Here is a 26,004-nt window from a genome sequence, read left to right as displayed (position 1 = left end):
GAGCTGTCCCGTTTGATATTGCAGGACAGCTTTTAACTTGAAATCAGTCATGCGATCTTAGGGACAGGGTGTAGCCAGAAAGTCGTCAATAGCCTTTTTCGCAGCACCCGTATAGTACGTTTCGCAACTTTTGTAAAAATCCCTGACCGCTGTCTTGTATGCTTCGCACTTTGCCTTATTAGTCAGATCGTCTGTCCAAACCTGACTGGCTGCTGTCACCTTTTCAGCATTTTTGCTACAATTGACGGGACTGGGGGAATTGTCTTTGTCACTACATGACAGGGATAACGTTACTGCAAAAAAAGCGCCTGCTGTAACTATTGTTCTGAATATCTTTTGCATAGCTTTTTTGTTTTTCTTGTAAAATTAAACAGGCTGGCAAAGACAAAATATAGTAGAATTACGCTACTGAGTAAACGGAAAAGTGCGTTACAAATCGGGGGATTTACACGGTCCGTTGCGTACCGAAAAAGATTTCCGATGGACTCTAAGATTGAAATAAAAAGGATGTTATTAGAATAAATTGACCTGGGATTTTCTCGGGTCTTTTTTTGTGCGTCACACATAAAATCTGCCACACTTTAAAGTCAGAATACGTAATAAGTTTTAAATACGTTATTCGAACCAGAACCAACTGCACCTCAAAACCATTGGTTTAGGACACTTTACAAGTAACCAATTATGAGACATTTTAGAAAAATCAATACACTGATCTATATCTTTCTCCTTACAGCATTTGTGAGCTGCAAAGACAAGGAGGTCGAACCGGGGACAGATAACAATACGAACTATCAGGCAATTAACAGCTGGCTTTACGAAGTGATGGATGATGCCTACTTCTGGTATAAACAACTTCCGGCAGAGAGCACACTGGACGCAAAAGCGGATCCAAATGATTACTTTGAAAAATTGGTTTACCAGCGCACATCGGTAGACAGGTTTTCAATGGTTACGGACGATATTGACGCGCTTCAAAATTCATTCAATGGTATTAGCAAAATCTTCGGTATCAGTTACTCATTGTCTTTCGCGGACAATGCCAACACCAACATAGGTCTGTTTCTCAACTATGTAGTTAAAGGAAGTCCGGCTGACCTTGCAGGATTAAAAAGAGGCGATGTAGTGCTTAAAGTCAATGGTACACAGCTCACGAAAGACAACTATGCTACGCTGCTTTCAGGAAGCGAAACTGCCACATTTACCCTGGGAACGCTGAATGGTACTGTTTTTACAGCTAATAGCTCTGGCATAACACTTACCCGCGCGGTGGTCTCCGAGGATCCGGTTGCGTTTTCTACCATCCTTGATAAATCTGCAAGCGGCAAAAAAATTGGTTACGTAGTCTACACGCAATTTGTACCGGGGATAAGTAACGACACATCAAAATACGACAATGAACTGCGTCAGATTTTTGCCAATTTTAAAAGCAGCGGGGTTAATGAGCTCGTACTTGATCTTCGCTTCAATTCTGGTGGTTACATCAGCTCAGCCAATACACTGGCCTCATTGATCGGGAAAAATATCGGAAGCAGCAAAGTGTTTTACAAAGAACAATGGAACGATAAATACATCGCCTATTGGCAAAAGCAAAAAGGTGCTAATGCACTCAATTACAATTTTCGGAATGAAACGAACAATATCGGCAATAACCTGAACCGTTTGTTTGTTCTCACATCCGAAAGTACTGCTTCGGCCAGCGAGCTGGTGATCAATGGATTGAAACCATATATGGAAGTAATTACAATCGGAAGCCACACGGCGGGAAAAAATTTATTCGGTTCCCTGATCCCCGACGATCAGGAACGATGGAAGTGGGGTGTGTATCTAATGCTTGGACAAACAGCCAACGTTAACGGGGAATCAGACTATGGTACAATTAATGGAATGACACCGACTTATCAGGTGGATGATCTAACGGTTCCTTACAGAGCATTTGCAGATGAGAACGAGACACTTTTCAGAAAGGCACTGGATGTGATGGGCGTTCCTGCAAGCACAAACGGAAGGCTTGCTGCAACGAAAACAGTAAGTACCTTTGCGACGGAAACCTATCGGGATGATCTTCGATTGCGGGAAAAACTCATGATCAAAACGACTGGTCTGAATCCAATCGGTAAGTAAAATATAGTTCGTTTAACAGTGAAAAGGCCCGGCAAAATCCGGGCCTTTTCGATAAAACTACTTATCAAACCATTGCGGCACATCAAGTGCAATTCCGCTTGGTGTATTTGGATTGGAATTCAGTTCCTCATTGCGATACAACAAACGACGCATTAAACCAGTAACAGGAGAGCCAACCGGAGGAGTCATAACCGGGATTTCCTGCCCTGTAACACCCGACCTTCTGTGCTGAGTCCAACCTTCAACAGGTCGCATAAAAAGATCCAGATATTGTTGTTTCGCAAGTACGTCTTTATAGTTAGCCGCAGTAAGCGCAGGCAAGCTGGTAGCATAAGCCTCTGCCTGAGCAGCAGGAACACCAAATGAGATTAGCGAAGCACTTACACCTGCACGAAGTTTGGTCGTGGCAATCTCAAATCCACCGGAAGCAAAACCTCTTGCGTAAGCTTCTGCTTCAAACAAAAGCTGCTCGGAATAAGAAAAAGAAACCTCGGGCAAGTCAGCCTTTAACAAGTTGAGACTGACCAAGGCAGATTTGGTCGTGTACGATTCCACACTATTCAATGCAATATATTCATTGGCTCCTGCCTCTGGTCCTGGCTGGAAAAAGTACGGAATCCGGGGATCTTTCAAGGAAACCAGTAAGTCGTAAACCGGTTTTGAACAATACCAGTCGGATTGAACTCCGCCACGAAAAATAGCTGTAAATGAAAAGCGGGGATTTTGACGTCCAGGTTCGTTAAAATATTTGAACTGCATCGCATCCGCAACGGAAGTAATACCCGATCCATCTGTAACGATTTTCCCAATTGCCGCTGCTTTGGTTCCATCAGAGTCGACCATGGCAAACAGAATTCTCAGTTTAAGCGAATTGGCAAATTTTTTCCATTTTACCATATCACCTCCGTAATACAGGTCATTTGGAGCAATTATTCCTTTCGAATTGGTATCAATCATTCCCAATGCTTCATCAAGCAAGGCCAGGCAGCCATTCAGGACATCTTGCTGTTTGTCAAATTTGGGCCAGTTTACTTCTCCATTTGCCGCTTCTGAAAAGGGAATATCACCCCACAAAAAGCTCGTTTGAGAATATGTGAACGCCTGTAATATTTTACATTGAGCCACTGCATTACGAGGAACCGGAGTTGTAGTTTCAGCAAGTTTCACTGCAACACCCAGGTTTTTTAAAACGTCGGTATAGGTTTTGCCCCATGCACTGCGGATACGTGTCTGATCGTACTGAGCCTGCGCCAAACCCCACCGTGCACCCGAAGCCCACATTTGGCTACCCAATGCAATGGGCCATGTGAGTTCACCAACTCGCAATAGCGACAATTGCGTTGCTGCACCACTGAACAGCAATGCCGGATCAACAGAAACAGATCTGTTCGGATCAATATTGATATCGCTGTCTTTAAAACAAGACGTAGAACAGCATAGCAGAAGTAAAAAAACAAATATCTTTTTCATAATCTATTAACTTTTATGAATGAAATCAGGAATAAAATCAGAAAGTAAAACGAAGGTTGGCACCGATGGATCGCGTGCTTGGAATGCTACCACGTTCCAGCCCTTCTCCGATCAGGCCCGTTCCCAATACGTTTGATTCCGGATCAATATGTGGTACGTGCGATTTGATAATCCATAAATTACGTCCCTCAACACCCACGGAAATATTTCCAAATGGTGTTTTGGTTACCAGGCTTTTAGGCAGGTTGTAAGCAAGGCGCACTTCGCGAAGTTTGGCATAGGAAGCGTCAAAGGTATTGCCTTCGGGACTGTTTGTGTTATCCAGTTGTGACCAATACTGCTCCATGCTGGCAACAGGTACGTCGTTAGGACGGTACGTACCATCCGCATTTTTAATCACACCCGGATCGACAATAGGTGTGCGATTATTCACCGCAGTTTCAGCAGCCATTCCTGCTTCTCTGATAATGCTCACAGTCTGTGAATTGATCACACCTCCTTTACGAATATCAACAAGGAAATTCAGGTCAAATCCTTTGTATGAAAACGAGTTGTTGATCCCCAGCGTCCAGTCAGGATAAATGTTTCCCAGCAATTTTCTTGCACCCGGTGTACGTAAACCAGTGGTTTCATTAATAACAATATTTCCATCAGGATCACGCAGCCAGCCCACTCCCTGGATATTGAAGGTCTCTCCCGGGCGAGCCACAACAAATATTCCGAAACCATCGCCGGAGGTTAAAATCAACTCTTCCAAACCTGGTGCAAGCGATTCCACCTTGTTTTTGTTTTTGTTGAAGTTAAATGCTGCATCCCAGCGGAAACCCGAGGTCGTTTTGATGGGTGTTACAGTCAACATCGCCTCTATCCCATTGTTTGAAATTTCTCCAATGTTTAGTCTTTTGCTGGAATAACCTGTGGACTGCGGAACGGCAATAGATATGATCTGGTCATAATTCAAGCTTTTATACCAGGTAAAATCCAATCCCACGCGGCCTTTTAAAAATTTCAATTCCGCGCCCAACTCATAAGATGTCTGACGCTGCGGTTTCAGGTTCGTTGGTGGCAAAACATTGGTTGCTCCAAATGCAGATGCACCTCCAATCGGATATAAAATATTGAAGGTGTAAATATCCGTAGCCTGAATGAGTGGATTGTAGGTGAAAGCCAGCTGATAAGGATCTTCGTCACTTCCTACATTGGCATAGTTTGCGCGAAGTTTCGCATAACTCAAAATATCATTTTTAACGATATTCAGGTTAGGGAAAGCTTCTGTGAGTACAAACGAAACACTTGCAGAAGGGTAAAAATAAGAATTGTTCTCAACCGGCAACGTTGAACTCCAGTCGTTTCGGCCCGTGAGATTCACGAACAAATAATTACGGTAATCGAAGCTAAGATCCGCATAGGTTCCAAAGATTTCTTTTCTGCTGTAAAAATTGGAAGCTACGTTGGACTGTGCGTTGGCGAATGTATAAAGCTGGTCGATGTTAAGTCCTTGCGACAAAATCCTTGAACGGCGCACCGTACGTTGATTGAACTGATGTCCGATAATTCCTTTGAAACCCCAGTCTTGGGTAATCTGATGCGTTACACTCGCCATCAAATCCGTTTGTAACTCACGTTCAAAAATATCGTTCGTTTCAAATTGACCATTCAACCGGCCTCTTGTTCCCTTTCTGGTTACATTACGTCGATTTTCCGTAAAAAAATCAGTACCTACCCTACCCGTAAAATTAAGCCAGGAAGTTGGATCATAGCTTAAACTTGTTCCTCCAAAAATCCTGTCGACAGAATTAGAAAATCTATTAAAAGTTGTGACCCAGTAAGGATTGTTCTGAACTCCATTCAAATCAATAGATCGTGCCAGGTCGCCGGTCCAACCATCCGGAACAGCCTGATTTGGTGTTGCGTACAGATTGTTTTTCAGTTCATTGATATCAACAGTTGCAGGCACACCTGTAAGAATCGTTGCCAGAATATTTTCAGTATTTGAACCTTGTGCCGGACGACCATCACTCGTAGTCCTCACATAATTTGCCCATGCCCGCGATGTAATTTTAGAACCGATTTTGGTACCGCCATTCAGTGCGATTGTATGTCTTCCCAGTTCTGATCCAGGAACTGTTCCGACTTGCTTTAAATTGGTGTAACCTACACGGTAATCACTTGTTTCGGTTGCACCATCTATTGCAATGCTGTTGATCAATGTATGTCCCGTCACAAAAAATTTACCCCAATTATCTGAATAACCTCTGGGCGTCGAAAGGTCGCCCTTGTAATCCACAACCTGGCCTTGAATCTCACTTATTTTAGGTCCCCATCCGTTACCCAACTGATTGTTGTAAACACCCAAAACGCCCTGAGCGTAGGTATCCTGCATTTTGGGAGTGCGCAAAACTTTGTCGGACCGAAACGAGGAATTGACTGACACATTCGTTTTTTTAGAACCCGGCTTCCCTCTTTTTGTAGTGATTACAATTACACCATTACGCGCTCTGGAACCATATAGCGCTGATGCAGCCGCACCTTTCAATACAGTCATACTTTCCACATCGTCAGGATTGATATCACCAGCACGGTTTCCAACATCCACACCTCCCGTTACTGCATCGGTTTCAGAATTGTTGAACGACGAATTGGAAATGGGTATACCGTCCACAACAAACAATGGCTCACTGGCACTTGAAATAGAGTTGGCACCTCTGATCATCACTTTCGTAGAACCTCCAACCGTACCCGACTGCTGAGAAATTCGCACACCAGCGATCCGGCCCGCCATGGAATTGAGCAGGTTCGGGTCACGTGCCTTAATGAGCTCGGCACCTCCTACGGTCGAAACAGCGTAACCTAGTTCCTTTTTTTCCCTTACAATGGCATTCGCCGTTACGACAACCTCATTTAAATTGACCAGATCCGCACTCATTTGCACATCCAGCTTCGTACGATCGCCAATTTCAATTTGTTCGGTTTTAAAACCAATAAATGAAAACACAATTACATTTTCCTTACTTCCTACACTAATGCTATACTCACCGTTGGCATTGGTGGTCGTGCCCGTGCTCGTGCCCTTCACCAACACGTTAACACCGGGTATGGCCTCCTTTTCAGGCGAGGTCACTTTGCCCGTAACGATCTTGCTCTGAGCCTGTACCCACACCGGCAACATAAACAATAATAAACAAAATAGATTTTTTTTCATGAACGAATAGTTTAAGGTATCAGATATAATTAAGCAGGTTACATTCTCTTCACAGCGGTTATTTTTACCGGTTTTTTTAAGGTTTGGATCAGTTCATTTTCTCCGGTTGCTCCAAGCTGTATTTTGCGGACAACATCCATACCCTTGATCACCCTGCCAAAAGCAGCAAAGCCCTGTCCGTCAGGATTTCGCGAGCCTCCGAAGTCCAGCTCCGGTTGCGCATTTATACAGATGAAAAATTCGGAACTGGCTGAGCCTGGGACTGTACGGGCCATGGACAGTGTCCCATCAAGGTGTTTAACTCCACTTTTCGTAGTAATCTCGTGCACGATAGGCTGTAAACGTTTGGTGGAATCATTTTCCAACCCACCCTGAATTACCTCTATTTTAACCTTATTGTTCGGCTGATTATTCAATCTGACCACACGATAGAATTTCGCGGCATCAAAACGCTTCTCATCCACATATTTCAGGAAGTTAGCAACCGAAACTGGCGCTTTGTCCGGATAAAGCTCAACCACGATGTTACCTTCTGTTGTCTCAATGAGGACGGTTTGTGCATGAATTTTAGAGCAGAAAATGATGAGTGCAAAAAATGCACAAAGCAGGAGACTATAAAGTTTAGCCATGGTCAGGAAATTGGGTCAGATGAATGCAGATTTTTACCCAATATGTAAATTTTACATATCATTGACAACGACGAAATTCGAAAAGGACTCAATTATCAATCCATTCCTATATTTCCTTATTTCATTAATAAAAATTTGATGAAATAACTGATCACAACAATCGAAGTAACTCATAGTCACTAAGTTAAACAGATCACAATCATCACCTGCGTCTTCGGTTATATTTTCGCAAATTGAAAAAAACTGCTGGTGCGGTTATTTTTAAAAAAACATTCATTCCGTTTTAAGGTTTTCTTTTCTTTATTTTGATCATCAAGATTATATGCCTCCGAAGTATGGTTTTTACAACATCTTTTTGGGTTAAATCACATTGTATATTTACCGAGCCGGCTTGTTCGTTTTTTAAGTCAGCTAAAATTGACTAGCTCCTCAATTCAGACCTGGGGCGACTCTTTTTAATTTAACCCAAGTGATATTTTCCCAATATGAAATCAGGAGTTTTACTGTCATTACTGATAACCTGGTTTTCACTACAAGAGCTGTACGGACAAACTGTCCAAAATACCTATCGGTTTTATGAGGATCTGAAAGTTTCCGCTCCTGAATGCGGCCCCGACCTGGTTCCTGTTAATAATCCCGGAAGTTGCAGTGCGGGCGCAACAGGAGGAGATTATCCCGACGATTCTCCCCCGTGCCGTGTTCAGAGAAAAGTTTACCACAATGCAGCCAACTGGGGACTTGCTTATTCTAATTCAGAAGGTATTGTTGGTGACACTTATACCATTCAAATGTACCTGAAAATCACTGACTGGGGACCGGCAAGATCAAGGATCCTTGATTTCTCTAATGGCACGGACGATGAGGGTATATACTTTACAAAGGCATCCAATAGCGACGAACGGTGTTTAAATTTGGCACCAGCTGGTGTCACAGGAGAATGCCCGTTTTTTAATGCAAACAATTATTACCTGCTCACATTCACGAGAAATGGTCTGGACAATAAGCTGAATGTATATGTAAATGATAAACTTTTTATAAGGCATAACGACGCCGCCGGGAAGTATACAGGAAAGGCGGGTGTGCCCATAAACATTTTCACGGATGATAATATCCAATCCTGTGAAACTGGCAGAGCCAACTTTGCATACCTCGCTTTCAACAACAAATACACCACGGAACAGGAAGTGAGCAGTAACTACGGACAGATCTGCTTTACGGCTAACATCAACTCCGCCGCCGATTACTCCATCGACCCCAACCCAAGTTGCGGTTTCCCTGAAAACATTACTGTAACCTACACCGGAAGTGTGACCAAACCCGGTACTGACCACAAATTCGAATGGGACTGGGGTGGAGCAACCGTCGTTTCTGGTAAAGACATGGGACCTTTTGTAGTGAATTGGGCAACTCCCGGTCCAAAAAATGTGTCGCTGACGGTCACCAACCTGAAATGTAACAATCTAATCACGAATAGTAAAATAGCAACCATTAGTTCGCTGGATCTGTCAGCTCAGGTGACCAATCCGACTTGCACCGACGACCTCGGCACCATTGCCATTACAGCCATTGATGGCAAAACACCTTTTCAATATTCCATTGATTCCGTTAACTATTACAACACAGCTAGTTTCAGGGTTCCGGCTGATAGATACCGTGTTTTTGTAAAAGATGCGATTGGTTGTATTTCTGCCAGAGACGTTGTGATATTCCCGGTCGAAACCATTACTGTTCAAACAGTTGGCGACACTACCGTTTGTGAAGGGCAGTCTGTACCGTTGTTCACAAGCAGCAACGCAACCTCATTTAGCTGGCTACCAGCTACGGATCTTGACGACGCCTCTGTGAAGGATCCAATTGCAACACCAAACACCACTACCGAATACATTATAACTGCCGATAAGGATGGCTGTGTAGTAAAAGATACGGTACGTATTACAGTGATTCCAACAATTAACCTCATTGTTACTCCCGATACAGAAATAGAATCGGAGGTTCCTTTTCAACTGGAAGCACACGCCAACCCAACGGATGGCAATTCCGTCCTGAGTTATCGATGGTCCCCGCCAACTGGACTTAACGATCAACTCATTCAAAATCCTGTTGCCACGCTGCTTTCAAATCAAACCTATACCGTTCGTGGCACCTCCGTTGACGGCTGTTTTGCAGAGGCTCGGGTAAAGCTGACGGTGATACCACCCGACTGGATCAATATCCCGACAGCTTTTTCTCCCAACGGCGATGGGAAAAACGACATTTTAAACTTATATACGAAGGGAATCAGTGATTTCCACTATTTCAAAATTTACAATCGCTGGGGACAGCTCGTGTTCCATACCACGCAGATTGAAGTAGGTTGGGATGGGCGTTTTAAGGGTGCGGAACCCGTGAGCGGCGTCTATACTTACGAGCTTATGGGAACCACTTCAAAAGGAAAAATTATAAAAAAAGAAGGCAGTGTATTGCTACTGCGTTAATATCCTTTATTAACATTAATGAAAGAAAAGTTACAAAATCCAGCCGTGCAAACTCTTGTTCCCTTTGATTTTTATCATAAATTTGGGATTGACATTTGTTAGATACAACAGATAATCAATAGAATTTTCTAACTAAACAAGAATATGGATATTAAAAGCGTTTTTGCAAATAACGAAAAATGGATTGCTTCAAAATTGGCTACTGACAAGCATTATTTTGAAAAGCTTGCTTCCGGGCAAAAGCCTGAATTTCTTTACATTGGATGTTCGGATAGCCGCGTAACAGCGGAAGATCTGATGGGAATTCAACCAGGTGAAGCATTCGTTCACAGGAACATTGCCAACCTTGTAAATAACGTGGATCTCAACGTGATGTCGGTTCTGAATTATTCTGTGCGACACTTGAAAGTGAACCACATTGTTGTTTGCGGACATTACAATTGTGGCGGGGTTAAAGCGGCCATGCAACCTGCTGATATGGGGATTCTAAATCCATGGCTACGAAATATCAGAGACGTTTACAGACTTCACCGTGACGAACTGAATGCGATCAAGGATGAAGAAAAAAGATATGAGCGGCTGGTAGAGCTCAATGTGCAGGAGCAATGTGTGAACCTGATCAAAACTGCGGCAGTTCAGGAGGCTAACAAAGAACGCGGCCTGAAAGTACATGGCTGGGTTTTTGATATTCACACCGGTAAACTGATCGACCTTAAAATTGATTTTGACAAAATACTTAAGGATATCGTTGAGATATACAACCTGTATCCGGCAGCAGAATAAACATCCTTGGTGCTACAAAATAAAAGAAGCCGGACATTAATCCGGCTTTTTTCATTTACAGTTATTTTATCCAGCTGAATTCGTAAGCCAGTTCAGGTATTTTCGTCCTGTCAGCAATACGTTTCAGACGGGCCGGCAATGCCATCAAATAATCGCGTGCCTTTTCGGCTTTCTCATTTATGTCACGCACAGCTCCTATCTCCCATTCAACCAGCAAAGATTCAAGGATCTCGATGTAGTCGTTGGTCGTGTACACACCCAATCTCTGGGCGGCATCCGAAAAATGTGCGAAAGTATCTCCCATCTTAACACCAGTCTCCCTCAGAAAATGGGCAGGCATTACGATTTTCTTCCTCATCATATCTTCCAAAGCAAGAATCAGTTCCGATGGATCTACGACCAGGATGCGTCTCACAAATTCCTTGTAAGCTTTTGCATGCCTCATTTCGTCAGATGCAATCACACCACATATCTTGGAAAGATGTGGATTGCCAAATTTCTTGGCAAGCGTCGCCGTCCTTCGGTGTGAAACGTTCGTAGCAAGTTCCTGGAACGATGTGTAGATGAAATTCCGGTATGGATCACGATCCGTTCCAATGTCGAAACCATCGGCAATGAGGAACTGCGTCGATACCTCCATCGCGCGCATGTTGACACGACCAGAGAGATACAGATATTTGTTCAAAAGATCCCCATGACGGTTTTCCTCTGCCGTCCAGGCACGTACCCATCTCGACCAGCCCGAAGGGTTCTCAACCTGATCCACTCCAATTACGTCCATCAACCATGATTCGTAAGTCGGCAAAGCTTCTTCCGTTATCGTGTCACCAATCAAAACGGCGATGTAATCGTATGGTAAGTCCCGGCAGCTTTCCTGCAAGAGCTTTACTTCATTGAAAAAACTCTCCTTGCTGGAATCCGGCAAAAAATCAGTAGGCTGCCAATTCTCTTCAATCGGCTTAAGGTATTCGGAGATAAGTCCGTCCAAATCCTTCCCTACATGCTGCATGACTTCTAATCTTTCTGCTGAAAGTGCGGTTTCCATTGTTAATGTGATTTTAAAACTCAAATTTACAGTTTTACAAAGTACGGTAATTTAATGTAAGTTTTGTATGATAATTCTCATTTACTAACCTACAAATTTTACGAACCAAAGCAGTTTTAACCTATTTTTGCAAAAAAAAAGAGGAATGAAAAAAATAGTCGATTATGTCCTGAGTGTTATTTATCTGATTCATTTTGGGTTAAGTCTCCTGATATTCCACGTCATTCAGGTTGTTGCTTTAAATGTTTTTGGAAAAAAAGTACACAAGGTAACGGTTGACTGCCTCAATTTTTTTCTTACCTATGGTTTGTACCTCACAGGTTCAAGTATTTCCCTCATAAACCGTGCCACGCTACCGGATGATCGCACCATCATATTTGTAGTAAATCACCAAAGTACTTTCGACATTCCTGCCATCATCTGGTTCCTGCGAAAATATTATCCCCGGTTTGTTGCCAAAATTGAGCTCTCTACCGGAGTTCCCAGCATTTCTTATAACCTTCGAAAAAGTGGGGCAGCACTTATTGACCGAAAAGACGGAAAACAGGCGATTGTCGAAATCGCGAGATTGGGAAAGCTCATTCATGACGAAAAAACGTCTGCCATTATTTTTCCCGAAGGCACACGTACGGCAAGTGGAAAAATGAAACCGTTTGTGGCAGGTGGCGTAGCCACATTATTGAAAAGAGCCCCTGGTGCACTCATCGTTCCCGTGGCTATTAACGGAACGGGCCGGCTAAACCCAAAAGGTATTTTTCCTTTGCGATCCTTCTCAAAACTTTCCTGGACTGTACTCCCGGGCATTGAACCCGCAGGTAAAAAAATTGAAGAAATATTAGCCGAAGCACAGGCTGCTATACAAATAGAACTTGATCGCAAATAGATAGATCAGTTGTAGTTTGGTTTGAAATCTTACTTCCAATTCACCTTACAGTGGTGATTCAAATTCGTACATTCTCCTTCCAATTTCAATTAACAAATCATTAACACTTAATATTTAAACTTCATAAAATACCATAATACACTGTAAATCAAAGCATCTGAAATTCTTCTGATTTACCATTTCTTTTGATCTTTCCCCGCTTAACAATCCTTAACAAATACCCTTTAAACCTGACCTACATCTTCATCTCTAACCGATGAACTTTAAAAAAAAACAGGTCATGAAAAAGATACTTTTTGTAGCAGCAATTCTGGTTTTAGGCTTTACAAGTGCAAATGCTCAATATGGTCCCCGCGATGACCGTGACCGGTATAATGACCGCGAATATGGTTATCAGGATAGAGACAATAATGGCGGACGTAATTCAGAAGTCAATTACATGCAAAGAGAAGCCCGCGAGAAAATTTCTGCCGGAATTCGCACCCGCCGGCTTTCACGCCGTGAGGCCAACGTGCTCATGAACGAATATCAGAGAATAGAGGCAAAGGAAAGGGCATTCAGCCGTCGCGGCCGTTTGTCTGCACGTGAAACACGTATAATCCGTGACGATTTGCGCAGACTCATGGCGGACACGCATCGCCTGAGCCGCCGGGATGATGGCTGGGCTCGTGACGACAGATATTAAGACAGTTGAAGGTTTAGGGTAATTTTGGAAAGCATCCTGTTTCTGACGGGATGCTTTTTTATTGCTTATCTCCGAAGTAACGGACTAGTTTCACATGTGATTTTTCGAAACCTTCGCGCTGGTAAAATTTGTGTGCGCTCTCCCGCGTAGCTCTGGAAGTAACTTCCAACTGAATAGCGCCCTTACTTTTGGCAAATTCAACCGCATGATTCATCAAAGCATGACCAATCTGTTGCGATCGAAATTCAGGATAAACAAACATCTCCTGAATTTCGGCCACCAACGCGGCGTGATGTAACAACGGCTGAATGTGACAAGTTACCATTCCAACTGCAATGTCTTCCAGCTCTGCGATGAAACAGGCAACATGGTCGGACGACAGATTCACTTCGAATATCCTTTGGAAAGATGTCCTGTTCAATTCCTGGTTTTCCAGTTCACATATCATCCGATACACAATTCCCTCATCCCCAGACATGGCTTCACGTATAATTAGTCCCTGGTTTGGCATGGGTTCAAAAAGCCTGCAAAGATCCTGAATCATGAACAAACACGCCCTTCTCTGATTTTTTTGCAAAAGCAAGCATGGCGTTCGCAACTTTACCCGAATCAATAGCCCGGTATTTTTTTAATGAACCAAACATAACCGGTCTCAATATGGTCGACAAAATCTCTCCAACTTTCTCTCCCAAACGCATTTCTTCTCTTGCCCCCAAAAGCAGCGACGGTCTGAAAATATGCAAAACTGAATACTTCATTGAGGTAAGCCCCTGCTCTACCTGCCCCTTCACCTGATTGTAGAAAATACCCGAGGCTTCATCTGCACCCATTGCGGTCACGATCAGGAATTTTTCTGCTCCGTTTTTCTGAGCCAAGGCGGCTACCGTAAGGGGATACTCCAGATCAACCTTTTTGAAAGCCTCCTTCGATCCTGCCTTTTTAATGGTTGTACCCAGGCAACAAAATACGTCATCGGCTTGCACAACAGATGCATCAGGGTTTTCAAAATCAAATATAACTTCGGTGAGTTTTGTATGGGTAATTTCCAGGGAACGCCTTGTGAGTACGACTACTTTATCATAGTATGGTACGTGCAAAAGTTTGGTCAGCAACTGGCTTCCGATAAGTCCGGTAGCACCCACCAGAAGGGCGGTTCTTGATGTTGATGTCATAACGTGATTGTATTGATTAACACCAAAAAGATACGCATTCCCCTTTACTTTTCAGAAGATAACAGGCAATTTTTAGCAAACGGATTGGCGAATTAAATCTCCCCAGCGTGCCCGATCAGACACTTGCAGTAGAATTTAAGAGAAAGTGAAGAGCAGCAAACTTTGTGTATTTCAAATATTTAAGCACAAAAACATAATGAAGCTAATTGACGTTGCAGTAAGGCAAATAAGCCGGATTTGTATTATCGAAACAGCTCTCCCCAATCGTCTGAGATATCATTGGATTTGTCGAATGTGTTGACCCAATCAACAAACAAAACCCGAAACTCATCAACGGCACTTCTGAGCAGATTAAGATAACGTTCATCAGAGATATTGAACATTCGGCAGGTATAAGTATGGGTTACCAGAGCGCGGGCAGCCAATTTAATGAGCACTGCATTTTCCATTCTCAAAGTGTACACGTCGCCACCTTCCGCACCGGCAACTTTGGCCGGAATGATTGCCGCATCCGTTAACATCTGCTCCCGTAAAAAATACAGGTCGTTGTCCTCGGGAATGGTATCAACAAGAGAGCTCACAATGTCAAAAATTTCTTTGGCTTTGACCATCACCGGAAGATTCTCCACGCGTTCGTTTTCCTTGTCCATTTCATTGGTCAGCTCATCGTCGTCTTCCGGTTCGCCGTATTCGTTGAACCAGTCCGGATCATCTTCATCAAAGCTCATTTTATGAGTCGTTTTGTTGTGTAATACGAAGTACCAGAAAAAATTCGATTTTTACTAAAAGCCATTTGTGAAAGTGTAGACTTAGTGCAACAGCGTGCGAATACAACCATCAACGCCTTAGGTACGATTTAATTGGGACCCTCGGCACAATATTTGAACATCCATTGGTCTACATAATAAATTGTATCATGAAAAATAAAAAAGAGAACGTAGAGGGTGGTACGCCGGTTAAATCAGGCCCGGATCATGACCAAAGGCATGAGGACGACAGTAAAAAGTCTCCAAAAAAAGTGAAAGATGATGCCATCAATAATTCTGAAAAAGATAATATGAACGGCCAGAAAGGTTATTACGAAATACCTCAGGATGTACCTGTAAAATCGGTTGACAGAAAGGCAAACTAACCGTTGTCTACATAAGTCTACTTGGTTTCACTCATTAGCGCATCGACAACCGCCGCAAGGTAGACCATCGGTGCATTCCAGTTGATAGCAATTTCGTTGGATGCGTAGGAACAGTCGTGGTCTGTAAAGGATTCGTCAGCAAATTTGTTGGGATAGGTTGTACACTTATCTTGCTGACCCGGGTTGGGACCACCTGAAAGCAAGCCCGGAATTGGTTCAGCCACACCGTCAGCAATAGAAATACGGTGGTGTGGGTGCATCACCTGTTTTGTTCCAAATCCCGTGAGGAAACTGTAACCGGTTGCATTTCTTCCCAACAAATAGTCAAGATTGCCCATTGCTGCATGAAGGAATTCCGGACGCTTCGTAATACGGTAAGCATACAGCAGCGCTATTCCCTGATTTGCAGCTACGGAACTACTTCCCCATGCATAATCACGGGCAGATTTGCCCATAGCAGTGTGGTAAGGCTGCTTTTCGAGATCTGTTACCAAACCATTCGTATAAGACAATAAAATTTCCGTGATCTTTTCTGCAAGATTACCTTCCGGTTTAAGCTTGCCACTGGCTCTGAGTATTGTATAGTAGCCAAGCGTTTTCACCTGATTCCATCCTGGAAGTGCTAATGGTTTGTCCAACTGCAGATCAACCCCATCCAGATAGTCTTTCTTGCCTGTAAGTGCATACATTTCCGACCCTGCCCAGATCCACTCATCAGCTACATTTTTATCTCCATATGTTCCGGTGACAATTTTTGGTTCAAATTCTTTATTCATGGCATCCTGATCGTAAATCAGCTCCGGATTTTTTTTTGACCATTGCCAGGCTTTCACTGCCGCAGTAGCGCAGGAATCCGCAAGTCCCGGTAATTTGTTTTCAAAGGCTTTGAAAACACGTGCCGATTGAGCCATCACTGAGACAAAATCCAGGGTTGCAGCCGTACTTTTCTGTACAACATACCTTGGCTTCGTAGCTTTGTCGGGCATTACCATTCCGTCAAATTGAGGATTGGTAAGTTTGTGGTAAACGCCCCCATCTGACGGATCCTGCATGGTAAGCATCCAGCGAAGGTTCCATATTACTTCGTCCAGCAAATCCGGGATGGCATCATTACTTTCCGGAATGTCAGCATTAAAGGTTTCAAAATATGCCGGATAATCTTCATAAAGTGACAACAAAGTCCCCATGGTGATACCCGAATTCACGATATACTTATTATAATCGCCCGCATCGTACCAACCTTTGGTAGAACTGATTGCATGATTCTCAGGTCTTGCTTCTGAAACAGCAGAGGCGTGTATCAGCACTTTATTGTCTGCATGCCCCGCTTCTCTCGCCCATTTCCCTGCGTATTTTTCCGGTAGTGCTGTCGATGCCCTTTGGTAATAAAATCCCTTTAAAGCGGCGATCGCAACAGGTTTGAGTATGTTTCCCTTAATCTCAAAAGTTCCGGATTGCCCCAGAGACGGTACTTCAATTTTGTATTTACCTGTTTTTGTAAATTCGGAAAAATCTGCAATTCTGGTTGTTTTCCCGGAGTGTTGACTTGTTCTTTTCGCACCCAGTTCTCCTTTGTAAACAACCTTATTATTTTTCAAATCCTTAATCACAAAGGGACCTTTCTCTTCACCAACAACGACGGCAAGTTTGGGAGAACCAGGATAAAAGCCCACCTGGTTTAACCGGACATCTGTAACTTTCTGCGAAAAGACTTGATGACATAGAAGGGATAAAAAAAAGGTAGTTAAAGGGAGCAGTTTCATAAGGTTGAAATGATATAATGTAATTACATCCTTGTGTACAAATGGGACACAGAGAACCACAGAGTAAAAAAAGAGGTACACAGAGCATTAAAACGTAAACTCTGTGTACCAGAGCAAAGAACTAATAAGGAGGGAAATATAACTTAACAGATCACACTGACCCGGGTAAGAATTTGTAGCCAAATACTGCTAAACCTTTTTCGGACCAATAGAATCATATACGACTACTTTTTCCCACAAATGAGAATAGTTTTCTATGAATTCCAGGTGAATCGGATGTGTTTGATAGATTTCTTCTTCAATGATATTTTTAAAAAAACACATCCAGGAAAAGGTGTAATCTTTAACTATAACGTCGCGGCTGGTATGGGCGGGCGTTCCTATGTGGACGTATTGGATTGTCGGCACCTTGGCAAGCTTTTTCAGCCCTTCTAAAAGCTTCGCTTCATCCTGAGCATTATTCTTATTTTTTAGATAAAAGAAAACGTGGTGAATAAAAAGCTCCTTGACCCTTTCTGGCTCAGCAGCAAGTGATGAAACCGAGGCCAATGTCGCGAGACCAGCATTTTGTAAAAATTTCCTTCTTGAATTATCTTCCATAATTGAATCTTGCAGTTTCTATTTTGGTACAACTGAACGGAACAATTCCTTTGTAAAAAATCGTCTGCCGTAAATATCGAAATTATACCTTTCTAAACCTTTTTTGCATCCTCCGATTGTAATCAAAACCTACCTCTCTCCCATCTCAACCAGTTTATTAACCGTGTTCCAATTACGGGTGGTTGCCGTCATTTTCAATTTGCTTTCAAAAAAATTGTTGGTCAGTTTGGTATTCCCGTAACCTCCGGGGCAAATCAGGTAAATCACTTTTCCATCTACAATGAATTCATCCGGGGCATACTTTCCAGCATCTATTTTATCAATATTCGACTTCGCTGGAATATCAGCCAGAAATGTAACATGAAGTTTTGTTTCGTCAATTGCTTCTGTTTTAATAAACGGATTCTCGTTCCGTATTCTCAAAACCTCTTTACTACTCAAAACAAGTACAGGAACTTCCAACCCAAAACTTTGTGCTATTTCAGCTTTTATTTTTTCTTCAAACTCTGCCAATTCACGCACTTCACTTTCAAATACCAGGTTTCCGCTTTGGAGATAACTTCTTATATTTTTTAAACCGAGTTTCTCAATAGAAGCGATGAGAGCAGGCATTTTAATCATGTTTTTCCCGCTCACATTAATGCCTCTCAGCATGGCGATGTATGTTTCAGTTTTGCTCATCGAAATAGATTATGTGTTCTAATGCAAGTTACAAAAGCATACGAAATGATACATCTATCAATTGCAGATCCGCCTTTTTTACCTGACAGCCCATTTAATCTTCCCACCAAAAGGATCCTTGCTAACTACAAACCAGTTTCCTTTTTTGGTTAAAACCACTTCTTTCACCTCGTTTTCTGATGGCAGACAAACCTTCACAACCACATTGACCGGCGTGTTTGCATAAGTCACAAGCTCAATGTTTCCCCAATCAATATCACCTGTTGACTGCGCCAGTTTAACCTGGGGTAATACAGCACCTTCGCGCACCATCATAACCACTTCAATTTCTCCCGAAGCGATTTCATGCCATCCTCCATTGAATGATTTTCCGGTCTGGAAATCAACCCATTTCCCCTTTGGTAAATACACCTGACGTGTTTTTGTGGTTTCAAAAAACGGTGCGACCAATATATCAGAGCCCAACATGTACTGGTTATCAACCTGCCATGCTCCCGGATCATTTGGAAACTCCACAAAAAGTGCGCGCACCATCGCAAGACCTTTTTCCGAAGCGATTTTAGATTGCGTGTAAATGTAAGGCATCAGTTTATACTTCATTTCAACTGCTTTACGGAAGTAATCCTGAAATCCTTCACCATATTCCCAGGGCTCTTTTGGCGCCTGTCCGTGGGTACGCGTGTGAGAACTCAGCAGTCCCATTGGCAGCCAGCGGCGGTAAAGATCCTCCGGCGTTTTCATGGTGAAACCACCTATGTCATGACTCCAAAAGGTAAATCCTGACAAGCCAAGCGACAACCCGCCGCGGAGTTGCGCCTCCATTCCTTTATTAGTCGTTTCAGCATCTCCGCCCCAGTGTATCGGATAACGCTGGCTCCCAGCCCAGGTACTTCTTGCCCAAATGATATTGTCACCAGTGAGCTTCTTGGTCAGCTCCGAAACGATTTTGTTGTAACGCAATGGGTAGAGGTTGTGTTCGTAAAAACCTGTACGTCCGGAAGCATATATACCTGACAACGGAGCAGCTTCACCAAAATCAACCTTGATCGCTGATACACCCAGGTTCAGCAACCCGGCAATTTTATCTTCGTACCATTTAATGGTATTGGAATTCGAAAAATCAAGCACAGCATCCTCATATGGAATACTCCCATTGGCATTTTTAACTGCTAAACCTTTGGAAACGATTTCGGGATACAGATCATTTTTTGGAACGAAATATGGCAGCTGCCAAAGTGATGTTCGGAAACCTTGTTTTTTAAGGTCAGCGATCATTCCCTTTGGATCTTTAAAACGTGTTGGGGCAAATTTATAATCACAACGCCAGTCGGTTTCAAACCAGCCTGTATCGAAGTGAATTACATCCGAAGGAATCCGGTTTTTACGTAATTTCTCCGCCACATTTCTGCCATCCTGTTCTGAAAAATAAGTTATGCGGCTCATCCACAAACCAAATGACCACAACGGAGGCATAGATGCTTTTCCGGTCAAATCGGTGTAAGCGTCCAGAATTTCTTTTGGTTCTCCCAAAAAAATGAACAGATCAAGATTTTCGTCTCCAATCTGCATTGCATTCGACTCCCCATAAGTTGCTCCAAAATCACAGGTAATAGGAGAAGTGGTGTGCATGAACATGCCGTAACCGCGCGAGCTCAGGTAAAATGGAATGGGCTTGTACATAGTCTGCGTTTCCACGCCATTGGGATCGTGTGTCCAAAGTACCACTTTCTGCCCGTTTTTATCCAGTTTGGTAAATGATTCGCCGCAACCAAATATTTTTTCATCCGGTGAAATCGAGAACACCGCTGCCACACTCCGCGAGTAATCGGAAGCGCGCCGAACAAAAGAAAACGGCAATGTAGGTGTATAAGAGGCCTTACCATCCTGCTGACCTCTGGTCTGTGTTAAAACTTTGCCGTTCGCGTCACGCACCAGTATTTTCCACGGATTCTCATAAATCGTTACCGAACCATAAGAGCCAGTGTATTGATGCCCTCCGTTAACCTTGCTGTATTTCCAGGAGTTGTCTTTTACAGGTTCTTTAACAAGCATGAGCGACTGCTCGGCACCTGGTTTTTGCGAACTTGTATTGGCACGAATACGAATGGTTCTTGGAGAGGTGAATTCCACAGAAAAAGGCAAAACGGGATCTTGTGCGTATTCAATTGCAGGAAATTCGTTGCTATACGATCGCTTGTAGCTCAGCATCGAATTATCGAAATTATGAGCCGAAAAGGCTTCATGTCTTTTCCATTTCAGCTTCCCTGAACCTGTTTGCGGATCAAATGACGCGAGGCTGTCGGCGAAAAATATAGTGTTTGAAAAATCCTTAAAATCGACACTGACATCGACTGGTTCATTTACAAGTTTGCTATGCTGCGCGGAAATCCTCATGCTCAAAAAGCACAATACAAGCAAAAGAGGAATGAGCAGAGGTTTCCTTAGGAGTTTAGTCTGATTCATTTTATTAAATTCAAAAGTGTTTGCCCGAAATCAATTGGCTATAATTTTCTTTACTACTGTTTTATCCTTGCCTATGAGTTTTATCACATGCACCCCTCCCGGAAGTTTCGGATGAAGCTCAATCTCGCGCTGTGATTTTTTAACTGGTTTTGAGAAAACAACTTTCCCACTCTGATCCAGAATTTCAATTTTTTCAAAATCCTTATTGCCCCATTTCACGGTCACGGTATCCCAGCTCGGGTTCGGAAAAACATTCATAGAAAGTTCAGAAACGGGTTCTGTGGCAAGTACTGCCTCACCACCCCGCAACACAACTGTGCTCACCGACATGGCAGGAAGTGTCACAGCTAGCACTTTACCCGACGCAGATACTTCTGATTTTTTCAAAGCGTTTTGAGTATTCGATTTAAACGTTTCCGCTACCGGAAGTTGCGCCAATGTGTACATCGGAGCCTTTTCCTGAACAGGAAAAAAGTTATCAAACTGGATATTGACAGTCTGACTCTGATTCGGTGAACGATTAATCAAAACAATGGTCATCGAATCTTTGGCTGCGTTTATAGTAGGATAAGCAGAAACCAGCGTTTCGTTTCCGGATATACCACCCACTGAGAATTCCTGATTGTATCGGGTAAAAAGATGTAATGTTTCCCACATGCCTGTTTTCCAGGACCAGGGTGTGAATATTTCCACACCATTTTTCATAAATTCCCCCAACGTCGACGCATACCAAACTGAGGTAACGGTAGGCTCTATACTGTCATCAATTCCCGTTTCAGTTACTCCGAGCGTTACACCATGATTTGCCCCTAGGTATTGGGTTAGCCAGTCGTTACAACGGCCAAAAATGTATTCTTTGTTCTGGTTATTATCGTAACTCCCGCTAACAACCTTTACACCATTTGCTTCCGGGAAATTGAAGCTGCGGTCAAAGTAAACGCGGTGCAGCTGCACAACTTCTTCCGCTTTTTTAGTGGATGGGTAAAAGTGAATGTCAAGTACATCCAGTAATTTCACTCCACTCTTTTTTTCTTCTTCCGCGATGGATTTTATAAAATATTCCAGCCAGGGATAGCTTTTCCCGTTTTCTGTAATTGTACCGTTGGTCCAGTTGTACCATTGCCATTCATTCGCTGTTACCGGCCCAACGAGTTTAATTTCAGGGAATTTTTGTCTTACTTTTTTGGCAACGTCTATATATCGTTTCATAAATTCCTGAGCCGATACTTGAACCGGCATCACATCATCATGCGTGCCCACCCATATTTCCGGCTCATTATCCATGTTCCAATACTGGACACCAGATTTTTTCAAACCTATTCCGTCCGCTCCGAACCAATGATCCAGAATCGCGGCAGTGGAGTCAGCATTCCACTTTTCAAGGTATAAATTTACATCCCCTTCCTTTTTCGCTTTGGTCCCGGTGGCGTTGGGCTCCCCTTTTCCTGCAAGGTTCTGGTTCACACCTTCCCACCATTGCGACTTATTATAATCCCAGTCAGCAAAATTGGCAGCATTCGTTTTGGCTGCATATCCAAGAAGCTGGAATGCCCACATCCCTTGCGCATCCGGAAAATTTTTCTGCAATGTTTGTGCAGCCTGATCCCAGTTGTTGTTGTACACATTGTTATACCAGTCAGGATGGCTGCTCAGTTTTCGTCGCCAGTTGTATTTTGAACTATTGTTACCTCCGCTTTCTCTGAAAAACGTTACTCCCGCATCGCGTAACCGTACGAGATCTTCGTCGGGCAACGTCCAGTTCGGATTGGTTGATGAAAAAGAATTGTTGCGACCATACAGATATGGTGAAACTTTTTTCAGATCTGCGTTCGCATCAATTTTGATTGTAACCTGAGCAGAAGCATTGGTAAGGAAAATTTGTATCGAAATAATCGATAATGCACTTAACTGTATAATTCGAAGTAAATGTTGGTGCATTTTAAATATTTTTTTCACGCAAAGTTTTTTTACGCAAAGAAAGAAAGGATAAATCACGCAAAGCAGATGAGAAACTCATTGTGCATTCCTCACCTTCTTTGCGTGAACGTTCTTAACTTATTTAGCTACGATACGGAAGTTATCAACGCTGCCATTGAAAGAAGCTATTGCTTCGTCCGGCGTGCCGAATGACACTTTCAGATCAGCAATTTTAGATACATCGGCAATTGTGGCGCCAGAAGCACTTTTGAATTCTGACAGTTCAATCACCGCAGTTTTCCATCCGGTTGTTTGGTAACCTGTTGCTGCGTAAGCTGTTGAATTCCATGGCTGGAATGAATAGATATATTCAACGTCACCAGCTTTAAGAGTAATATCATATTTACCCGCTTTCCAGGGCTCAGCAATGTTGTGTTCAAACTTGAATTGTCTGTCGGCAGCTGCACCCGCCGGTAATTTAAAATCGAAGCCACAGGTAGAGAGTACCCAGGCATCGTCATAGCCAGTCTTTGGAAGTTTAGTTTGTTTAATACGGGCATATTTGCCTGATATAGCACCTGCATCCGTACCTGGAATTATTGCCATGGCACCATAACAAACCGTAGATCCCCAGGTGGTTGCAGGCACATCAAGATTCATCATGTACACAGTTGTATCGTTCATCTTAAATTTGGTTTTTACCGTTCCAAACTCACCTTCAACTGTAAGGTAATCGATCATGCCTGTGGCAGGCATTTTAGCGGTAATCTGCTTTTCCGAACTTGTCAGGATTTGCAGATTGGCAGCACCCAGTTTCACGGATTTAATATTATATAAATAATCTCCGTTAATGATCACCGTTCCGTTTGGTTTTACAAACTCAGAGTAAAGACCTGACATGACAGGAGTTGGTGCCGTAAGACTAAAATCGTAAAGTGCTTCTCCACCTCTCGTCAAAACTTTGATCTTGTTCGTAACATTTGGATCCACCGCTTTGGTGGGTGCTTCACCCGGAATAGTTACAATAATATTACTGTTACTTCCCAAAGATGCATTAAAAGTAGCTTCAAAATCATTGAAATACACTTTTAAAACACTTCCCAGATTTTGACCCTGGATTACGATCAGGCTTCCCGGCAAAGCGCCATTAAGTGAACTATCTGCTTTTGTAGGATCAAGCAGACGAACATTGCTGATCATCGGAGCACCATCCACATCATCATTGTTATCGCAGCTCTGGAATGATAGCAGCATACCTGCCGCTACCAATAATCCCAGACCTGTTTTGCATATATTTTTGAAATTCATGTTCTTGATCAGTTAGAGGTTAGTCAACTATTTTGCTGAAATCAAAAGCAACCGGCTCATTCTTTAAAGAAGGTGCATTGATAATCTCTGCTTCCGGGAATGGCAGGTAAAGTGTATTCGCTGCTAACGGATAAAATTCAGCCGGCGAATAAGTAACTGTGTACTTTTTAGGATTGGTTGATCCCGCTACATAAGTCATGGTGTAATTTTCCTTATGCTGTGCAGCAGTGTAAGCTATTGCTTTGGCAGGGTTGAAGTAATACAACCTTACAATTTCGTTCCATGAATTACCCTCGAACACAGTTTCGATCCTTCTTTCTTTGAAAATATCATCAAAAGTCAGAGACGTTTTGGCCGCCAATCCTGCTCTTTTACGAACCGCATTAAACACTTCCAGCGCTTTCGCATCTGAGGTTGTTGCGTTATTTCCCAACACTGCATCGGCATAGATCAGGTAAACCTCCGCCAAACGCAACATGTAAGAATTGATATTGGCCGACATAAATCCACCCAAGCCGCCATTATCAGCAGGCGAACCAATGATGTACTTTTTGATTGCAGACAAAGCGCCGGGTCTGTTGTATTTCAAACCACCGCCTGCTTTGTTAATTTCAGAATACACATCACCGTCAAACATTCCTATTGCCTTTCTGCGAAGTGAGTCAGCAGGGTTTTCGGTAAAGTATTTTACAAGATCCGCAGATACTCCCTGTGCGGCTCCCCATCCGTCACCTGTTCCGGTGATGGCAGATTCGTAAGCGAAATATGCCTGGAATGAGTTGTTGATACCCCATGGATTACTGATCGGCATCCATTGCAACGAGAACAAACTTTCAGGATTGTTTTTCGAACTGTTGTGATTTGCACTAACAAAAAGCTCCGCATAAGTTGGTGCCAAAGTCAGTCCGCTTTTGGTGATCACACTTTCAGCATAGTATTTCGCGCTGTCAAGATCCGACTGGTTACGTGTACCGTTTTGGTTCAGTCCTGCACGCATCAGATACATACGAGCCAACATTCCTTCTGCCGAATATTTTGTCAGACGACCCTGAACAGCTGTTGCAGGCAAATTGGCTGCTGCAAAGCGGTAATCCTGAATAACCAGTTTCCACACATCTTCAATTGTGTTACGAACCGGCGGCTCATTGAGCTGTGCAACGTTATCGTATACAATTGGAACAGCTCCCCAATTGGTTACAAGGTAGTAGTAGGCAGTTGCACGCATGAAACGGCACTCACCCAATCCCTGTCCTTTTACAGCCGCCGAAGCTGTACTACCTGCCGCAGTTTTGATGGCTTTGTAGGCATTGTTACTTTGAGCAATGATTTTGTAAAACGACTTATAACCTGGCAACAACGTACCTGCATCAGTGGATGCCACGGCATGTTTGATGTAAGCCGTGCGGTCATTTGAATTCAGGTTTCCTGCGCGACCTTCCTGAAACGCCATGTTGGCTTTGTCATTAAAGTCAAACCAAACAATGTTGTAAAGCGGTGCAGTACCTGCCAAAATCTCTTCGTCAGTTTTGTAAAAATTACCTGATGTAAGCGCATCCAGCGGCGGACGGTCCAGGAAATCTTCGCTGCATCCTTGTGTGAGCATTAACCCTCCGATGGCTGCTATGAGTTTTATCTTGAATTGCATAAAGAATATTTTTGAAATTGAATAAGATATC

Annotated in this window: 21 protein-coding genes; 6 read left to right on the top strand and 15 right to left on the bottom strand. The window is 43.1% G+C overall.

The annotated features are described in order from the left end of the window. Window positions 1–57: 57 nt before the first annotated feature. Window positions 58–342 carry a hypothetical protein gene (locus tag LZG71_RS07450; protein ID WP_233818605.1) on the bottom strand — a complete coding sequence of 95 codons (285 nt, stop codon included), beginning with the start codon at window positions 340–342 and terminating at the stop codon, window positions 58–60. A 339-nt stretch (window positions 343–681) separates the two neighbouring features. Between LZG71_RS07450 and LZG71_RS07445 the strand changes: the two genes are divergently transcribed. Then, a complete protein-coding gene (locus LZG71_RS07445; protein ID WP_233818603.1) occupies window positions 682–2,121 on the top strand; it encodes a S41 family peptidase in 1,440 nt (479 codons plus the stop codon). Window positions 2,122–2,178: 57 nt separating this feature from the next. Here the strand turns inward: LZG71_RS07445 and LZG71_RS07440 are convergent, their stop codons facing one another. Genes LZG71_RS07440 through LZG71_RS07430 form a run of 3 tightly spaced genes read right to left on the bottom strand, consistent with a single transcriptional unit; the run spans window position 2,179 to window position 7,422 of the window. Continuing rightward, window positions 2,179–3,591, bottom strand: coding sequence for a SusD/RagB family nutrient-binding outer membrane lipoprotein (locus tag LZG71_RS07440; RefSeq protein WP_233818601.1), 1,413 nt, complete (start codon window positions 3,589–3,591; stop codon window positions 2,179–2,181). Between the two features lie 37 nt (window positions 3,592–3,628). Next, complete coding sequence (locus LZG71_RS07435) at window positions 3,629–6,793, bottom strand: SusC/RagA family TonB-linked outer membrane protein (protein WP_233818599.1); 3,165 nt, start codon at window positions 6,791–6,793, stop codon at window positions 3,629–3,631. Between the two features lie 38 nt (window positions 6,794–6,831). Beyond that, window positions 6,832–7,422: a peptidylprolyl isomerase gene (locus LZG71_RS07430; protein ID WP_233818597.1), complete on the bottom strand. Its 591-nt coding sequence runs from the start codon at window positions 7,420–7,422 to the stop codon at window positions 6,832–6,834. A 485-nt stretch (window positions 7,423–7,907) separates the two neighbouring features. Between LZG71_RS07430 and LZG71_RS07425 the strand changes: the two genes are divergently transcribed. Beyond that, on the top strand, window positions 7,908–9,896 hold the full coding sequence (locus LZG71_RS07425) for a gliding motility-associated C-terminal domain-containing protein (protein WP_233818595.1): 1,989 nt from the start codon (window positions 7,908–7,910) through the stop codon (window positions 9,894–9,896). Between the two features lie 144 nt (window positions 9,897–10,040). Continuing rightward, on the top strand, window positions 10,041–10,679 hold the full coding sequence (locus LZG71_RS07420; protein WP_233818593.1) for a carbonic anhydrase: 639 nt from the start codon (window positions 10,041–10,043) through the stop codon (window positions 10,677–10,679). 61 nt (window positions 10,680–10,740) lie between these two features. On the opposite strand, the gene LZG71_RS07415 is transcribed toward LZG71_RS07420, so the two are convergent. After that, the gene (locus LZG71_RS07415) at window positions 10,741–11,724 is read right to left on the bottom strand and encodes an acyl-ACP desaturase (protein ID WP_233818591.1); all 984 of its coding nucleotides are present in this window, start codon (window positions 11,722–11,724) and stop codon (window positions 10,741–10,743) included. A 145-nt stretch (window positions 11,725–11,869) separates the two neighbouring features. Here LZG71_RS07415 and LZG71_RS07410 point away from each other — a divergent pair, with 145 nt between their 5' ends. Beyond that, entirely contained in the window at window positions 11,870–12,607 is a 738-nt protein-coding gene (locus tag LZG71_RS07410) for a 1-acyl-sn-glycerol-3-phosphate acyltransferase (protein WP_233818589.1), read from the top strand. A 280-nt stretch (window positions 12,608–12,887) separates the two neighbouring features. Then, window positions 12,888–13,292, top strand: coding sequence for a hypothetical protein (locus tag LZG71_RS07405; protein WP_233818587.1), 405 nt, complete (start codon window positions 12,888–12,890; stop codon window positions 13,290–13,292). Window positions 13,293–13,350: 58 nt separating this feature from the next. Here the strand turns inward: LZG71_RS07405 and LZG71_RS07400 are convergent, their stop codons facing one another. The 3 genes from LZG71_RS07400 to LZG71_RS07390 form a co-directional block, all read right to left on the bottom strand. Beyond that, window positions 13,351–13,803: a GNAT family N-acetyltransferase gene (locus LZG71_RS07400; RefSeq protein ID WP_233818584.1), complete on the bottom strand. Its 453-nt coding sequence runs from the start codon at window positions 13,801–13,803 to the stop codon at window positions 13,351–13,353. 4 nt (window positions 13,804–13,807) lie between these two features. Continuing rightward, window positions 13,808–14,464, bottom strand: coding sequence for an NAD(P)H-binding protein (locus tag LZG71_RS07395; RefSeq protein WP_233818582.1), 657 nt, complete (start codon window positions 14,462–14,464; stop codon window positions 13,808–13,810). A gap of 242 nt (window positions 14,465–14,706) precedes the next feature. Beyond that, a complete protein-coding gene (locus LZG71_RS07390) occupies window positions 14,707–15,192 on the bottom strand; it encodes a hypothetical protein (protein ID WP_233818580.1) in 486 nt (161 codons plus the stop codon). Window positions 15,193–15,380: 188 nt separating this feature from the next. Between LZG71_RS07390 and LZG71_RS07385 the strand changes: the two genes are divergently transcribed. Next, window positions 15,381–15,596, top strand: a complete 216-nt coding sequence (locus tag LZG71_RS07385) for a hypothetical protein (RefSeq protein ID WP_233818578.1) — start codon at window positions 15,381–15,383, stop codon at window positions 15,594–15,596. A 17-nt stretch (window positions 15,597–15,613) separates the two neighbouring features. On the opposite strand, the gene LZG71_RS07380 is transcribed toward LZG71_RS07385, so the two are convergent. The 7 genes from LZG71_RS07380 to LZG71_RS07350 form a co-directional block, all read right to left on the bottom strand. Next, complete coding sequence (locus LZG71_RS07380; RefSeq protein ID WP_233818576.1) at window positions 15,614–17,359, bottom strand: glycoside hydrolase family 9 protein; 1,746 nt, start codon at window positions 17,357–17,359, stop codon at window positions 15,614–15,616. Window positions 17,360–17,548: 189 nt separating this feature from the next. After that, entirely contained in the window at window positions 17,549–17,959 is a 411-nt protein-coding gene (locus LZG71_RS07375) for a Dabb family protein (protein ID WP_233818574.1), read from the bottom strand. A 129-nt stretch (window positions 17,960–18,088) separates the two neighbouring features. Beyond that, a complete protein-coding gene (locus tag LZG71_RS07370; protein WP_233818572.1) occupies window positions 18,089–18,640 on the bottom strand; it encodes a DUF1697 domain-containing protein in 552 nt (183 codons plus the stop codon). 78 nt (window positions 18,641–18,718) lie between these two features. Continuing rightward, a complete protein-coding gene (locus tag LZG71_RS07365; RefSeq protein WP_233818570.1) occupies window positions 18,719–21,103 on the bottom strand; it encodes an alpha-xylosidase in 2,385 nt (794 codons plus the stop codon). Between the two features lie 30 nt (window positions 21,104–21,133). Further along, window positions 21,134–23,041: a glycoside hydrolase family 44 protein gene (locus tag LZG71_RS07360; protein WP_233818568.1), complete on the bottom strand. Its 1,908-nt coding sequence runs from the start codon at window positions 23,039–23,041 to the stop codon at window positions 21,134–21,136. A gap of 117 nt (window positions 23,042–23,158) precedes the next feature. Beyond that, window positions 23,159–24,328 (bottom strand): glycan-binding surface protein, encoded by a 1,170-nt coding sequence (locus LZG71_RS07355; protein WP_233818566.1) that lies wholly within the window; start codon window positions 24,326–24,328, stop codon window positions 23,159–23,161. Between the two features lie 19 nt (window positions 24,329–24,347). Next, the gene (locus tag LZG71_RS07350) at window positions 24,348–25,973 is read right to left on the bottom strand and encodes a RagB/SusD family nutrient uptake outer membrane protein (RefSeq protein ID WP_233818564.1); all 1,626 of its coding nucleotides are present in this window, start codon (window positions 25,971–25,973) and stop codon (window positions 24,348–24,350) included. Between the last annotated feature and the right edge of the window lie 31 nt (window positions 25,974–26,004).

The sequence above is a fragment of the Dyadobacter sp. CY312 genome (genome assembly GCF_021390535.1).
Classification (GTDB): Bacteria; Bacteroidota; Bacteroidia; order Cytophagales; family Spirosomataceae; genus Dyadobacter.
The sequence above is the reverse complement of the archived record's forward strand: the minus strand, read 5'-3'. Positions and strand labels throughout refer to the sequence as shown.

Coding starts and splice junctions, on each gene's coding strand:
- LZG71_RS07410 (WP_233818589.1), top strand. CDS start 11,870: ATGAAAAAAATAGTCGATTATGTCCTGAGTGTTATTTATCTGATTCAT.
- LZG71_RS07430 (WP_233818597.1), bottom strand. CDS start 7,422: ATGGCTAAACTTTATAGTCTCCTGCTTTGTGCATTTTTTGCACTCATC.
- LZG71_RS07435 (WP_233818599.1), bottom strand. CDS start 6,793: ATGAAAAAAAATCTATTTTGTTTATTATTGTTTATGTTGCCGGTGTGG.
- LZG71_RS07450 (WP_233818605.1), bottom strand. CDS start 342: ATGCAAAAGATATTCAGAACAATAGTTACAGCAGGCGCTTTTTTTGCA.
- LZG71_RS07360 (WP_233818568.1), bottom strand. CDS start 23,041: ATGCACCAACATTTACTTCGAATTATACAGTTAAGTGCATTATCGATT.
- LZG71_RS07390 (WP_233818580.1), bottom strand. CDS start 15,192: ATGAGCTTTGATGAAGATGATCCGGACTGGTTCAACGAATACGGCGAA.
- LZG71_RS07400 (WP_233818584.1), bottom strand. CDS start 13,803: ATGCCAAACCAGGGACTAATTATACGTGAAGCCATGTCTGGGGATGAG.
- LZG71_RS07405 (WP_233818587.1), top strand. CDS start 12,888: ATGAAAAAGATACTTTTTGTAGCAGCAATTCTGGTTTTAGGCTTTACA.
- LZG71_RS07365 (WP_233818570.1), bottom strand. CDS start 21,103: ATGAATCAGACTAAACTCCTAAGGAAACCTCTGCTCATTCCTCTTTTG.
- LZG71_RS07385 (WP_233818578.1), top strand. CDS start 15,381: ATGAAAAATAAAAAAGAGAACGTAGAGGGTGGTACGCCGGTTAAATCA.
- LZG71_RS07355 (WP_233818566.1), bottom strand. CDS start 24,328: ATGAATTTCAAAAATATATGCAAAACAGGTCTGGGATTATTGGTAGCG.
- LZG71_RS07370 (WP_233818572.1), bottom strand. CDS start 18,640: ATGAGCAAAACTGAAACATACATCGCCATGCTGAGAGGCATTAATGTG.
- LZG71_RS07445 (WP_233818603.1), top strand. CDS start 682: ATGAGACATTTTAGAAAAATCAATACACTGATCTATATCTTTCTCCTT.
- LZG71_RS07425 (WP_233818595.1), top strand. CDS start 7,908: ATGAAATCAGGAGTTTTACTGTCATTACTGATAACCTGGTTTTCACTA.
- LZG71_RS07375 (WP_233818574.1), bottom strand. CDS start 17,959: ATGGAAGATAATTCAAGAAGGAAATTTTTACAAAATGCTGGTCTCGCG.
- LZG71_RS07395 (WP_233818582.1), bottom strand. CDS start 14,464: ATGACATCAACATCAAGAACCGCCCTTCTGGTGGGTGCTACCGGACTT.
- LZG71_RS07415 (WP_233818591.1), bottom strand. CDS start 11,724: ATGGAAACCGCACTTTCAGCAGAAAGATTAGAAGTCATGCAGCATGTA.
- LZG71_RS07350 (WP_233818564.1), bottom strand. CDS start 25,973: ATGCAATTCAAGATAAAACTCATAGCAGCCATCGGAGGGTTAATGCTC.
- LZG71_RS07420 (WP_233818593.1), top strand. CDS start 10,041: ATGGATATTAAAAGCGTTTTTGCAAATAACGAAAAATGGATTGCTTCA.
- LZG71_RS07380 (WP_233818576.1), bottom strand. CDS start 17,359: ATGAAACTGCTCCCTTTAACTACCTTTTTTTTATCCCTTCTATGTCAT.
- LZG71_RS07440 (WP_233818601.1), bottom strand. CDS start 3,591: ATGAAAAAGATATTTGTTTTTTTACTTCTGCTATGCTGTTCTACGTCT.